We start from the raw sequence: 14,006 nt of genomic DNA, 5'->3' as shown, positions 1-14,006 counted from the left end.
CGCTTAGACAGACGCGCGGAAGATCTTGTCGATGTTCCCGCCCAAAGCCGAGTTGAATTCGGCATCGGATTGCTGTTTCGACAGGCCCTCGGTCAAAGCACGCGAGAACGACGCGATCATCTTGCCGTTCTGCGCTAGCAAATCACAGGCCTGCTCGGTCGAGTAGCCGCCGGACAGGGCCACCACACGCAGAACGCGCGGGTGATCAGCCAGGGCGTCATACAGGTCCGCCTGGCTGGGGATGGTCAGCTTGAGCATGATGTCCTGCCCGTCGTCCAGTTGGTCGAGGTTCTTCAGGATTTCAGATTTTAGAATGTCTTCGGCCTCGGCCTTCGAGGTCGAGTTGATGTTCACCTCTGGCTCGACAATCGGAACCATGCCTGCGGCTACGACTTCACGCGCGACATCAAACTGCTGTGCAACAACCGCGGCGATGCCTTCGGCGTTGGCTTCGTGAATGACCGAACGCTCTTTGGTGCCGAACACACCTTCTGCTTTGGCCAGCGTATCTGCGAGGCCGGGAATGGGTTTCATCATCTGAACGCCATTCGCTTGGTCCTCCAAGCCCTTGTCGATCTTGAGGAAAGGGACGATGCCCTTCACCGACCAGAGATAGTCGGCCACCTTACGACCGTCGATCTCTTCGCCCAGAGTCCGCTCGAACAGGATGGCGCCGATCACTTTGTCCTTGGTGAAGTCATCCGCCAGGATGATCCGCGCGCGCATCTTCTGGATCTCACCGAACATCTCTTCGTCCGAGCTGTATTCCGAAGCGTCCACGCCATAAAGCGCCAGCGCCTTCGGGGTCGAACCACCGCTTTGATCCAATGCTGCGATAAAACCTGCGCCGTTGGACATTTGTGCGCGCTGTTCTGCTAAGGACATAAGACTTTCCCGTTCAATGTGATTCCGCATTTTCAAACCGCATACAGCAAGGCGATCAGCGATGGTAGTTTGTTAGCGCTCAACCACGCGCAACCAAATGCCGTCCTTCGACCGGACGGTCAAATGAGCCACGGGAACAGGCGTTTGGCCTTCGACCAGTTCGAACCGATAGTGCCTTAGCAGCATGGACAACAGCAGCGGTCCTTCGATCATGGCGAACCCTGCCCCGGTGCACACCCGTGCGCCGGCTGAAAACGGAATATAGACGTTGCGTTGGCAGGTCTTGCCGTTTTCGGTCTCCCACCGGGTTGGATCAAAGGCATCCGGGCAGTCCCAAAGCCTTTCCTGCCGGTGCAGGTGCCACGGGCTGATGACAATTTGCGCACCTTTCAGCACCTCGCGATCGCGGAACCGCTCGGGACAGGTGGCCTCGCGCACCATCATGGGCACCGGGGGATAAAGCCGCAGCGCTTCACGGAACACATCTCGGCTAAGCTTTAGGCGGGACATGACCGCAAAGTCGGGCGTGTCGAGCGCCGCAGCCTCCTCTGCCAACCTGTCCTGCCATTCCGGGTACATTGCCATCAGATACAACGTCCAAGCCAGTGCCGAGGCGCTGGTTTCATGGCCCGCCAGAAAGAAGATCGCGACCTGGTCGACCATTTCGTGCATGTCAAAACCATGCCCGGTTTCAGGGTCACGCGTCGTCATGATCTTGGTCGCCAGATCATCAGGAGCTTGCCCTTGCGCGATCAGTTCAGCGCGCTCTGCCGTAAGATGCTGGATTAGCTTTCTGATTTCATTGGCATTCTTCCGAGTGCGCCTTGAGTGAAGACGCGGTAACCATTTTGGCAGCGGAACAAACGCAGCAAGGTTCAGAATAGGCTGCTCGCGTTGATAGCTATGGAACTTGTCAAAGACCTGCGCCGCCACCTCGTGTTCAATAGGAACCGAAAACAACGTACGGAAAATGACATCCGCCGCGATATGGCTGGTGATCTCTTCGCATTCTACAACTGAACCGGCCTGCGGCTGCAATCGATCTACTGCGGCCTGACCTGCGGCGTGCATTGCCGCGAAAGTGTCCTTAAGCCGACCGCCTTCAAATGCCGGGTCGATGATCCGACGCTGACGCTTCCAGGTTTCTCCATTTGTAAGGAACACCGAGTCCCCCAGCAACGGACGCAACCCTTCGCTGATCCGGTCCGATTTTGGGAAATCATCAGGACGTTTTTTCAGCACAGTCTCAATGAGTTCCGGCTGGTTGATCAGGTATGATCGAAAGAATGGCGTCCGAAATTCAGCCATCCACGCGCGGTAAAGTCGCTGTGGCTGCGCCGATAAGATGTCCTTGCGGAACAGTTTCATGTACCGCCAGAGCGAGACCTTGTCCGGACGCGGTGTGGGCTTGGGCGGCGTCATGCCTTCACCGTTGTGTATTTCGAGACCGCCTCTTCCACCCTGGAAATGGACGGCGCGCGACCCTGAAACCGTTGCCCTAAAGTCTGAGGCCCGGCCGTAATGCGGAAGTAGTCGTACCGTTCCGGGTTATCGAAAGCGCAAAGATACTGAAAATGCAGGCGAAAGAACTTCCAGCGCAGGGCTTCCCACCGTTCGGGCGACAGGGTTTGGGTAAAGGCTGCTGACAGGACCAGCGGCCATTTTTTGTCCGCCCCGGCGACACCACTTACAGCAACGGGGTCACATAAAGCGAACGAACACCCGTCCCCGGGGGCCGAGACATCAACCCATGTCAGGTCTTCTTGCGCGGACAGAAACTGTAGATCCGCCCGCAATTCCTCTGCATTCGGCAGGAACGAAACCATGGGCACCACCTGCCCCAAAGTCAGGAATGAAAGCTCTGGCCCATCGTCGGGCAACACACCCTCACGGATCAGATCGGCCAGAACACTCACCCCCAGATGCGCGCCGGAGCTGTGGCCGACGACCAGTACCTCATCCACATCCGACTGTAACGCTTCGTGGATCAAGGCGGTAAAGCTGCGCAAACGCTGGCGCAGTTCGTCCGGTGTCTTGCCCTTGAGCTTTGCCGAGTAAGCGTAATCATGCATCAGGTAATAGGCGTAAAGCTTGCCGTCGAGCTTGCGAAACCAGCTCAGCAGCCCATATGCGGCAGCCACAGCCGGGATCATTCCAAACCAACCCAGAAACGGCCGCAATAGCCACGACAGGACCAGTGTAAGGACAACCGCCAGCAACAACTGCGCCAGAAGCATGCCCACCGGGTACAGGGCCGCGATGACCGGCCCCTTGCGCAACCGCATCAGGCGACGGAGCGCACCGGTCGAGACATAGGTCCACGCGGTTCGAAACAGCTGCAGATAAGTCGCCGGGATCGAATTGGACATGCTGTCGCGCACAATATCGGACCAGACCAGAACATCCACGTCGGCCAATACTTCGACGCCGTCCTGCCGGGATGACACGTGCCAGCCATAGGGGCCACCCCCCGATTTAGCTGATACCGAAATCTGGTAGCCAGAGATCTCGGCCTGTAGGGCGCTTTCGGTGCGGTAAAGCTCGCGATAGCGGCGTGGCGGAATCGGATCATAGCCGGGTATGTAGAATACCCGGCGTTCGCTCACCACTGGATGATTATTCCGACTGCTCATGGCCTTACCTTCTGCAGCGCAGGTTAACGCAGGCTGAGCGTCAAGGTAAGTCGGATCAGCAGATCACCCGAAATTTGCCAATGCCGGGAACGTTTCCAGCAGCCACCAGCTGAACTCGGTGAACAGACCGGTGATCAGCATGATGCCCACAAACAGAAGTAGGCCACCCATCACCTTCTCGATCGTGCCCATGTAGGGTTTGATCCGGTTCATCACTGACATCGAGCGATTCAGGAACATTGCTGCCAGAAGGAACGGAATACCCAGACCCGCCGCGTAAACACCCAGCAGCAAAGTACCACGTGCGACCGAGGCTTCGGACGCTGCAAGCGACAGGATCGCCCCAAGTTGGGGCCCAATACAAGGCGTCCAGCCAAACGCAAAAGCCAGTCCCAGGATGTACGCGCCAAACACGGACCCGCCCGAGTCGCCGGTCTCAATCCGCGCTTCGCGGTCCAGAAATGGGATGCGGAACACGTTCAGAAAGTGCAGACCGAAAACGATCACCACCGCACCCGACAGCTTTGCGAACAACACCTGGTTCTGCAACACAAAGGCCCCGAAAGCGGATGCAGTGAACCCTAACAGCAAAAACACCGTGGACAGGCCCAGAACAAAGAATAAAGCAGCCAGAGTGGCCTTACGTCGCGCCTGGGCCTGATCCTGCATCTCATGGATGGTCACACCGCTCATATACGCCAGATAAGGCGGGACGATGGGCAGCACGCAAGGGGACAGAAAGCTGATCAGACCACCCAGCAGCGCGATGAACATGGCAGGCAGCAGGCCCGCGTCTATGATGTCAATTCCGAACATGCATCAGCACATATGTTACCTGAGCGCCATCGTCACGGGGCCATTCGGTCACATCCTCGTGGTTGCACGCTGGACACCGTGTCAAAGTGGAAATATCTGAACCGTATGTCAAATCCGTCAGAAACACTCGATGCACTGGGGCTTCTGTGCCCGCTGCCCGTGCTCAAAGCGCGTAAACGCCTGAAATCCATGCCTGCCGGGGCCGTGCTGCGCGTGCTGGCCGACGATCCGGCCGCTATAGTCGATGTCCCGCATTTCTGTGCGGAAAGTGGGCACCAACTGTTGGCTCAAGAAGAGGCTGACGGGCATCAGATCTATCTGATCCAAAAATCTGACTGAGGTTTCCAAAGAAAAAGGCGGGCACCTGGCCCACCTTTTCTTGTTATTGACCCAGCGACCACCAGCCACGCCGTTTCGGCTTGGCGGGTTGTTCCGGTTCTTCGGCTACAACCTCCAGAACGGGTTCGGGCGTCTCTTCGACCGCGACCTCCGCAGGTTCTTGCGGCTCATTGGCAACAACTTCCGCCACTAGTTCTGGCTGTTCTTCCTGAACAGGCTCAACCTCGGCCACGGTTTCGGTCACAGGCTCCTCGGCGGTGGCAACGGTCGGCTCCGCTTCTTCGGCGGATTCTACAGCGGCTTCTTCCGGCGCGGCCTCGGTCGTCGCCTCAGCAGGCGCATCGGCGTCTTCTGTCGCAACTTGTTCCGCAGCTTCTTCCGGAGCGGTTTCTTCCGCCGCTTCAACCGGTTCCACGTCTTTCTTCTTGCGACGGGGCGCACGGCGGCGCTTGGGCTTGGCAGCCTTTTCCTCTTCCGCAGGCTCGGCTTTTTCACCGTCAGGCTTCGCCTCGTCCTCAGCTTCAGTTTTGGCCTCATCCGACGTCTCGGCAGCCGTTGCTTCACCCTCTTCGGTATTCACCTCAGGAGTTTCACCGGACCCATTGCTCTTTTTCCGACGACGGCGGCGGCGTTTGCGCTTGGGCTTAGCCTCTTCTTCCGCCTGAACAGCTTCTTCTTCGACCTGTTCTTCTTCGTCCGCGTCAACAAGATCCATCAGGGACGCATCGACCGAGACAACAGGTGCGCTGGCTTCGGGAACAATCCGGCTGGCGGTCTTGAACTTCTCCATCGAGAAATCAGGGCTGACCAGATGCACGTCGCCTTCAACGCGTACGGACAGGCCATAGCGCGCCTCGATCTGCGCAATATGCTCACGTTTCTGGTTCATCAGGAAGTTGGCGATGCTGACCGGGCAGCGGACCAGCACCTCGCGCGAGCGACGGCGCGTTCCTTCCTCTTCGATCTGACGCAGGATGGACAGCGCCATGTTGTCGTCCGAGCGGATCAGGCCAGTGCCATGACAGGCCGGGCATGGCTGCGTGGTCGCCTCAAGCATACCGGGGCGCAGACGCTGACGGCTCATCTCCAACAGGCCAAAGCCCGAGATACGGCCCACCTGAATGCGCGCGCGGTCGGTTTTCAGCTTGTCCTTAAGGCGTTTTTCGACCGCCGTGTTGTTCTTACGCTCGTCCATATCGATAAAGTCGATGACGATCAGACCGGCAAGGTCACGCAGACGCAGTTGGCGCGCCACTTCTTCGGCGGCCTCGAGGTTAGTTTTCAGCGCGGTTTCCTCGATCGAGCCCTCTTTGGTCGCCCGACCCGAGTTCACGTCGATCGCCACCAGCGCTTCGGTCACGCCGATCACGATGTAGCCACCGGATTTCAGCTGTACGGTCGGGTTGAACATCCCGGCCAGATAGCTTTCCACCTGATAGCGCGCGAACAGCGGCAGCGCATCTTCATAACGTTTCACGTTCTTTGCGTGGGACGGCATGATCATCTTCATGAAGTCCTTGGCAATGCGGTAACCGCCCTCGCCTTCGACAAGAACTTCATCAATCTCGCGGTTATAGAGGTCGCGGATCGACCGTTTGATCAGATCGCCTTCCTCATAGATTTTCGCGGGCGCAATGGATTGCAGAGTCAGTTCGCGGATCTGCTCCCACATGCGCTGCAGGTATTCATAGTCGCGTTTGATCTCGGATTTGGTGCGCTTTGCACCTGCAGTCCGAATAATCAGACCGGCGCCCGTGGGCACGTCGATATCCGCTGCGATTTCTTTCAGCTTCTTGCGATCCGGCGCGTTGGTAATCTTGCGGCTAATCCCGCCACCGCGCGCTGTGTTGGGCATCAGAACGCAGTAACGACCTGCCAGCGACAGGTATGTGGTCAGCGCAGCGCCCTTGTTGCCGCGCTCTTCCTTGACGACCTGCACCAGCAGAACCTGGCGGACCTTGATGACCTCTTGAATCTTGTACCGGCGTGGGCGCGGTTTGCGCGGCGGGCGGATGTCTTCGCTGTCATCTTCGTCGGCCACGGATTCGATCGAGTCGTCTTTCTCAGTCGCATCTGAACGGGCTTCGGTCTCTTCACCGTCTTCCGCTTCCGCCTCAACAGCCTCGGGTGCGGATTCTTCCGCTACAGCTTCTGATGTTGCTTCCTGTTCAGATGCATCTTCAGCGACTGGCTCTTGCGCGTCTTCTTCGACCGCATCGACTACAGGGTCTGCAACCTCATCAGCCGCAGGTTCTTCGACCGAATCCTCCGGCTCTTCAACCGGTGTTTCAGCGACAAGCTCGACCGGAGAGGTGCCTTCAGGCACAGACACATCTGCCGCCTCTTCACCTTCATCCAGGTCAATTGTTTCCATGCCGGTGGGCTCGTTCGAAACCTCAATCGACTCGACCGCATCATCGGATTTCACATCCGCGGCTTTGGTCCGCGACCGCGAGCGGCGCTTTTTCGGCTTGGATTCTTCCGCCTCATCACGCGCCTTCATCGCCTCAGCGTAGGCGCGTTCTTCCTCCATCAGCGCCTCACGGTCAGCAACAGGGATTTGATAGTAGTCAGGATGAATCTCGGAAAACGCGAGGAAACCATGCCGGTTTCCGCCATAGTCCACAAAGGCCGCCTGCAGGGACGGCTCAACCCGAGTTACTTTTGCAAGATAGATGTTGCCAGCAAGCTGGCGTTTGTTTTCGGACTCAAAATCGAACTCCTCGACCTTGTTTCCGTCAACCACCACGACACGGGTTTCCTCCGCGTGGGTGGCATCGATAAGCATTTTCTTAGCCATGTGTCCTTGGTGCACCGCGCCAAACGCGTTGTCCTTACCCGTCCGGGAGGACAGGCGCTTTTGGGGTGGTGTCTTGTCAGGGCGATATAGGACGGCGCGCGGCAGGGTCTGGCGCTTTGGCCCCCTGCCCGTACACTCAATCGTTGCGCGCGCGTCATCGCGGTTCTTCTCCGACAGGCGCGACTCTGGCCGCTGCCCGCCCATTTATTCCTTTCGCCCGCATCTGCGGGCTCAGGCGTTCTACTGCCCCATGGGGCACAATCGGTCTGCTTTGCGATGAAATACGATCACCTGCGGCAAAGCAGCGAAACTCAATGATTCGGGACTTAAGAGCGCAAAAATGGCTCGGCCCGTTCGGCTACAATAAAAGCAGTCCTGTGGAAAAGACAATGGGCAAACTACATCCCGCCCCTCCGAACTGGGCGCGGGATCGCTTCATCTGGCTTAAAATACCTCGGGGGGTGAATTGGCCTGCAAGGCCAAGAGGGGGGCTGGCCCCCCTCCCTTACAGATAATCCGAGCGTTGCAGCCCGTATTTCGCCATCTTCTCGTTCAACGTCCGACGCGGCAGGCACAGTTCATCCATAACAGATGCGATCGAGCCCTTGTGGCGACGCATCGTATTGTCGATCAGCATCCGCTCGAATGCTTCCACGTATTCCTTGAGCGGTTTGCCTTCAGTTGTCATGACCGGCTGCATTTCCTCGTGATCGGACATCAGTAGCGACGCAATCGTGCCCGAGCCTCGTCTGGATTGCAGAACCGCGCGTTCTGCAATGTTGATCAACTGACGCACGTTCCCCGGCCAAGGTGCCTGCAACAACTGAGCGGCCTCCTGAGCGCTCACCTGCGGCGCTTCGCAGCCGTATTCTTCCGAGAACTGTTCGCTCAGCCGGGTAAACAGCGTCAGGATATCCTCTCCACGCTGACGCAACGGCGGCATGGTGATCCGCAGCGCTGCGAGGCGATAGAACAGGTCAGGTCGCAGAACGTCTTCGCTTGTCTTACCCGCTTCCTGTAGGTTTGAAATTGCGATGATACGCGTTTCGGCCGGGGTTCCCTGATCGTTCATCACGCTCAACAGGCGTGCCTGAAGCGTATCACTCAGGGCCTCTACATCCTCCAGCACTAGGGTGCCACCACGCGCTTCTTCGATGGCGGGCAGTTGCGCGTCTTCGGGCATCATCGGGCCAAACAACCGCTTGGACAGAGCCTCTTCTTCCAGTGCGGCGCAGGATACCAGAACGAATTTCTTACCCGCCCGGCTGCCTACGGCGTGCAGCGCGTGCGCTACCAGAGTCTTGCCCGTGCCCGTTTCGCCGTCGATCAGTACATGACCGTCCGCCTGCCCCAGATCCAGAATGTCTTCGCGCAGACGCTCCATCACCGGGCTGGCGCCGATCAGTTTGTTCATGATCTGCGTGCCGCCAGACAGTTCGCGCCGCAGCGCACGGTTGTCCAGTGTCAACCGGCGCGCGTTGCTGGCACGTTTGGCCAGTTCTGACATGCGGTCCGGGTTGAACGGTTTTTCCAGAAAATCAAACGCACCTACGCGCATGGCTTCGACCGCCATGGGCACGTCGCCATGGCCGGTGATCATGATGACCGGCAGAGTGCTATCCGCCCCCATCAGTTTTTTTAGCAGCTGAATGCCGTCCATCCCGGGCATCTTGATGTCCGAGATCACGATGCCAGGATACTCCGGCCCCAACACCTTGAGCGCATCCTCGGCGCTGGCAAAGGTCTCCGTGTCATATCCTGACAGTGCCAGCCACTGGCTGATCGACTGGCGCATGTCCTGTTCGTCATCCACAATGGCGATCTTCATGGCCTGTGCCATAATCATTCCTCGTTATTCCGCGGCTTCAAGGCCGTCGCTTCCAAGTATCGGCAGCTGCATTTCAAACACCGCCCCGCCTTGGGGGCTGTTGCGGGCAGTCAGCCGTCCGCCATGGTCGTTCACGATCCCGGATGAGATGGCAAGCCCCAGACCAACCCCGTCACCGGGCTGTTTGGTAGTATAGAACGGTTCGAACAGGTTTTCGATGTTCTCGATTCCATAGCCATTATCGCGCACGGTCAGCACCGCCATATCACCTGCCGCCAGTATGATTTCGACATCCGGCTCGCTTACCGATTTGGTGGCGTCCAGCGCATTGCGCAAGAGGTTCACCATGACCTGCTCGATCCGCATCCGGTCTCCCATGACCAGCACCGGTTCGTCCGGCAAGATCTGGGTGATCTTCACATGCCGCTGCCGCAGCTGCGGTTCCATCATGGACAAGGATGCAGCCAGCGCTTCGCTAAGATTTACAGGGGAAAACGCGTCCGCTCCCTTGCGTGCATAGGACTTGAGCTGCCGGGTAATTGCCCCCATCCTCTCAATCAGCCCATCGATCCGCCCAAAACTCGCCAGCGCCTCTTCCGAGCGGTTGCGCCGCAACAACAGGCGCGCTCCGGCGAGATAGGTTTTCATTGCAGCCAGAGGTTGATTGAGCTCGTGACTGACGGCAGCCGACATCTCGCCCAGAGCCGCCAATTTCGAGCTCTGAGCCAGCGTCTGCTCGGCAACTTCCAGCGTCTTTTCAACCCGTTCCCGCTCAGCAATTTCCCGCTTTAGCCTTGTGTTCAATGCGCGAAGCTCTGCCGACTCGCGTTGGAACAAGGCCATGCGGAACGTGGCGCGGCGGCTAAGCGCGTAGAAGGTCAGCGCCAGAAGAATCGCAAAGCCCATGATCTCGAGCGCGATGACGCTGTTCACCTTCTCTCGAATCGACTGGTAGGTGGTGAACGACGTCATTTTCCATCCCCGGAACGGGATGCGCGTCTCCATCCGCATCACCGCTTCGCCCTGCAGGTACGCATCAGGCGGAAGCGCGGTCCAATCGGTCGTGGCGCGAATTGCACGCTGGATTGCGCCTTGCGGAGGCTGGCGCAGCATCGCGGCGTTTTCTTCAAGACCGCGCCATTGCGGTTCGGTGGTCAGAATGATGGCCCCTGTGCTGTCGGTCACCATCACCGCATCAGAGATACCGGCCCAGGCGCGTTCGAATTTCTGAAGGTCGACCTCGACCACGATGACGCCCAAAATCTCAGAGTTGGCTTCGATTCTGCGTGAATAGACAAAGCTGTATCCGCCAGACTCGGTCTGGATCACGGTAAAGATCGTCGAGTTCGAACGGATCGCGTCGATGAAATAGGGCGAGCTGCGATGCGCCTCGCCCAACCGCGCCCGGTCCGTTGCCGCGACCGAGCGTCCATCTCCATCCAACAGCATCAGCGACGCCGCGCCGATCTCTTCGACGAACGAGATCAAACGCTGAGTGGACAGCGAGAAGTCACTGGATTGCAGCGCAGAAATAAGCGTGGGATCGCGGGCCAGAAGCTGGGGAACGATGGCGTTTCTGCGCAGCTCGCTCAGCAGGTTCCCGGAATACAGGGCCAGACGCACCTCGGCGCGGTTGCGCGTGGACTCGGTAAAACGGTCGGTCAGCAGCCGGTTGGTCACATAAACCGTTGTGACCGTTGCGAACAGCAAAAGAAAGACCGCCGCCCGCAGCCGCCAACCCAATGGCGCGCCGCGGAGTGGTTTTGTCAGAAAGGACCAGCTAGAGCGAACTTCAGAACTCATCCCGGAAAGTTACGCGGGCTGAGGCTCAAGCTCAAGTCACGCCGGAGCAAGAACGCCAGACAATGCGCGGAACAATGCCGCCCCATCGGTGCCACCGTGACCTTCGTCTGCCGCGCGTTCGGGGTGTGGCATCATCCCCAGCACCCTGCGGTTCTCGGACAGGATACCGGCAATGTCGCCGACCGAGCCGTTCGGATTCTCGGTATAGGTGAACGCAATGCGATCCTGGTCTTTCAGTTTTGCCAGCGTCGCATCATCTGCGAAATAGTTGCCGTCGTGGTGCGCGATTGGGATACCGATCACATCGCCAGCGTTATAGCCTTCGGTAAAGGCGCTGTCGCTGGTTTCCACTTTCAGGCCGACCGTGCGGCAGATGTATTTCAGACCGGCATTGCGCAGCAGCGCACCCGGCAGGATGCCGGTTTCAGTCAGGATCTGAAACCCGTTGCAGACGCCAAAGGCGTAACCGCCGCGTTCCGTATGCTCGACGACGGCCTTGCAGATCGGCGATTGCGCGGCGATAGCGCCACAGCGCAGGTAGTCACCGTAGGAAAAACCGCCCGGCACACCAACGATGTCCACGCCCGCAGGCAGTGCGGCATCCTTGTGCCAGACCATATCGACCTGAAAACCCGCCTGTTCAAAAGCGACGGCCAGATCACGGTCACAGTTGGACCCGGGGAATACGATGACAGCTGCGCGCATGGCAGGCCCTCCTACGAGACAAAATCGGTGACCACGGCAACACCCGGCGGTGCTGGATGGTCGAAAGCGGCAAGTTCATCACTCACCTGATTCAGAGATATTTTTCGCGTCACGAGTGGGCTCAGATCAACAGACCCGCCAGAAATCAGCGAAACAAGTGAAGGATATCGCCAGCTTGGCATACCCCGCGTTCCATAGACAGCCAACTGACCCGAGTACAGAACGTCCATCGGCAGGGACATCTCGGCGTGATCGCCGGTTGGCATTCCGATCTGCACCATACGGCCCAGTTTCCGCAAGGACTTAAGAGCACCTACGGTGGTGGTTTCAATCCCCAACGCCTCAATCGCGACATGCGCACCGCCGCCGGTAATGTCCTTGACGGCCTGAGGCGCGTCAACGGTCGCAGCATTCACCACCGCGTCGGCGCCAAGGCTTTTGGCATAGGCCAGTTTGTCGTCGGCAATATCGACCACGACGACGCGCGCGCCCAGTGCCTTGCCCAGCAACAATGTCGAAATCCCAACGCCGCCGCCGCCGTATACGGCCAGCCATTCTCCGCCCTGCAACTGCGCGCGCCCGACCAGCGCTTGCCATGCAGTTGTAACACGGCACCCGAGCGCCGCAGCAATTTCAGGAGCTAGCGTATCGGGAAGCGCCGTCAGATTGGCATCTGCATGTGCTACAGCGATGTATTCGGCAAAGGCCCCGTCACATGTAAATCCGGGAACAACCTGATCAGCGCAAATCGTCTGATGGCCTTGCGCGCAGTCCGGGCAGTGACCGCAGGCCAGGATAAAGGGTGCGATCACCCTGTCCCCGACCTTCCAACGGCTGACACGCGGGCCGACTGCAACGACCTCGCCGCAGTATTCATGCCCAGGCGTCATGGGAAGCTCGACATCGGGGTCCGAGCCTGACCAGGCGTGCCAATCCGAGCGGCAAACGCCGCAGGCCAGCACACGGACGACGACGCCGTCTTCTGCTGGTTCCGGGTCAGCAACGGTCGTCAGCTCCAGGGGCTGACGGTAGGTGATCAGACGCGCAGCCCGCATCAGCTCAGACCAGTTCGATCTCGTAACGCTCGATGACGGTGTTGGCCAACAGCTTTTCGCACATCTCGGTGATGTCCGCCTCGGTCGCGCCGTCTGCCAGCTCAAGGTCGATGACCTTGCCCTGACGCACGCCTTCGACCTGATCAAAGCCCATGGCACCCAATGCGTGACGCACCGCCTCACCCTGCGGGTCCAGAACCCCGTTCTTGAGCATCACATGCACACGTGCTTTCATTCTCGCAACTCCAGCTGAGGGCCCAAGTTCGGACCCGTTCCGTTGCGCGGGGGATAACCTGCCGATGGGCGTTCGACAACCCTTGTCAGCACGCAGTTTGCCGCAGTCCTGCCAGATCAACCGCCCCCTGTGAGCCCCGGATAATGCTTGTCGATTGCGTCGAACGTGCCGGTCAGAACCATTTCCACGGCAACGGCGACCAGAATGATGGCCATAACCCGCGTGATTACGTTGATCATGGTTGGGCCAAAGAACTTGGAAATCGGGTCCGCAAACAACAATCCGACCCCAACAATGGCGCAGGCGATCAAGACAGCCGAGCCCAGTGTCACGATCTCGGCCCCATCTGACAGGGTATGGGCAAAGACAATCGTAGTCGCAATCGTACCCGGCCCGATCGTCAGTGGAATGGCCAGAGGCACGACGGCAATGTTGCTTTTCTTCTTGTGACCCTCTTCGGCTGCCTTCTGATCCCCTTGCGGCGGGTCAGAGGCGTTCAGCATGGACATCCCTACCCCCAGAATGATCAGGCCACCGGCGATCCGAAAGGACGGTATGTCGATGCCAAAGATCGCCAGGATTTCTTCACCAACGACAACTGAGATTAAAGCGACCGTCACAACGGTTCCGGTCACGACCAGCGCCACGCGTTTACGCTCGGCCGGTGAATAGCCTTCGGTCATGCTCAGAAAGATCGGGATTCCGTATAGCGGGTTGAAAATCGCCAGCAGAGCCGCGAGGAATTTCAGAAATACCGCCTGGTCGAACAATTCAGCCATTGATGTGGTCACCGTCCAATAGTTCCACCCGACAATGAGAGACAATTGAACTCACTGTCAATTTTGCCGCACAAAGAAAAAGCGCCGCGGGATTTTTCCGCGACGCTTTTGCTTGTTTGGTGACCGAA

Annotated in this window: 12 protein-coding genes; 1 reads left to right on the top strand and 11 read right to left on the bottom strand. The window is 58.6% G+C overall.

Translation table 11 applies throughout. The features are described 5' to 3' along the window. Positions 1-3: 3 nt before the first annotated feature. The 4 genes from ACR0MV_RS01920 to ACR0MV_RS01905 all read right to left on the bottom strand — a co-directional run bounded on the left by ACR0MV_RS01920 (position 4) and on the right by ACR0MV_RS01905 (position 4,334). Entirely contained in the window at positions 4-885 is an 882-nt protein-coding gene (locus ACR0MV_RS01920) for a fructose bisphosphate aldolase (RefSeq protein ID WP_170425076.1), read from the bottom strand. A 72-nt stretch (positions 886-957) separates the two neighbouring features. Next, positions 958-2,307, bottom strand: coding sequence for a cytochrome P450 (locus ACR0MV_RS01915; RefSeq protein ID WP_170425092.1), 1,350 nt, complete (start codon positions 2,305-2,307; stop codon positions 958-960). Continuing rightward, the gene (locus ACR0MV_RS01910) at positions 2,304-3,518 is read right to left on the bottom strand and encodes a hypothetical protein (protein WP_170425095.1); all 1,215 of its coding nucleotides are present in this window, start codon (positions 3,516-3,518) and stop codon (positions 2,304-2,306) included. The genes ACR0MV_RS01915 and ACR0MV_RS01910 overlap by 4 nt, the downstream gene beginning before the upstream one ends. Before the next feature lie 63 nt (positions 3,519-3,581). Then, positions 3,582-4,334, bottom strand: a complete 753-nt coding sequence (locus ACR0MV_RS01905) for a cytochrome c biogenesis CcdA family protein (protein ID WP_170425098.1) — start codon at positions 4,332-4,334, stop codon at positions 3,582-3,584. 105 nt (positions 4,335-4,439) lie between these two features. Here ACR0MV_RS01905 and ACR0MV_RS01900 point away from each other — a divergent pair, with 105 nt between their 5' ends. Further along, positions 4,440-4,673: a sulfurtransferase TusA family protein gene (locus tag ACR0MV_RS01900; RefSeq protein ID WP_170425615.1), complete on the top strand. Its 234-nt coding sequence runs from the start codon at positions 4,440-4,442 to the stop codon at positions 4,671-4,673. A 43-nt stretch (positions 4,674-4,716) separates the two neighbouring features. Here ACR0MV_RS01900 and ACR0MV_RS01895 read toward each other — a convergent pair whose 3' ends face one another. From ACR0MV_RS01895 to ACR0MV_RS01865, 7 genes are all read right to left on the bottom strand, one after another. Continuing rightward, the gene (locus ACR0MV_RS01895; RefSeq protein WP_480700813.1) at positions 4,717-7,473 is read right to left on the bottom strand and encodes an Rne/Rng family ribonuclease; all 2,757 of its coding nucleotides are present in this window, start codon (positions 7,471-7,473) and stop codon (positions 4,717-4,719) included. 505 nt (positions 7,474-7,978) lie between these two features. Next, a complete protein-coding gene (locus ACR0MV_RS01890) occupies positions 7,979-9,313 on the bottom strand; it encodes a sigma-54-dependent transcriptional regulator (RefSeq protein WP_108858689.1) in 1,335 nt (444 codons plus the stop codon). Positions 9,314-9,325: 12 nt separating this feature from the next. After that, complete coding sequence (locus ACR0MV_RS01885) at positions 9,326-11,104, bottom strand: sensor histidine kinase (protein WP_480700812.1); 1,779 nt, start codon at positions 11,102-11,104, stop codon at positions 9,326-9,328. Positions 11,105-11,140: 36 nt separating this feature from the next. Further along, complete coding sequence (gene purQ / locus ACR0MV_RS01880; RefSeq protein ID WP_170425107.1) at positions 11,141-11,809, bottom strand: phosphoribosylformylglycinamidine synthase subunit PurQ; 669 nt, start codon at positions 11,807-11,809, stop codon at positions 11,141-11,143. Between the two features lie 11 nt (positions 11,810-11,820). Continuing rightward, a complete protein-coding gene (locus tag ACR0MV_RS01875; RefSeq protein WP_480700811.1) occupies positions 11,821-12,864 on the bottom strand; it encodes a zinc-dependent alcohol dehydrogenase family protein in 1,044 nt (347 codons plus the stop codon). A 4-nt stretch (positions 12,865-12,868) separates the two neighbouring features. Continuing rightward, on the bottom strand, positions 12,869-13,099 hold the full coding sequence (gene purS, locus ACR0MV_RS01870) for a phosphoribosylformylglycinamidine synthase subunit PurS (protein WP_170354098.1): 231 nt from the start codon (positions 13,097-13,099) through the stop codon (positions 12,869-12,871). Positions 13,100-13,215: 116 nt separating this feature from the next. Beyond that, positions 13,216-13,878, bottom strand: coding sequence for a MarC family protein (locus tag ACR0MV_RS01865; RefSeq protein WP_170463828.1), 663 nt, complete (start codon positions 13,876-13,878; stop codon positions 13,216-13,218). Positions 13,879-14,006 lie beyond the last annotated feature (128 nt).

The sequence above is a fragment of the Ruegeria sp. BC3 genome (genome assembly GCF_056539265.1).
This window is presented reverse-complemented; position numbering and strand designations above follow the sequence as displayed.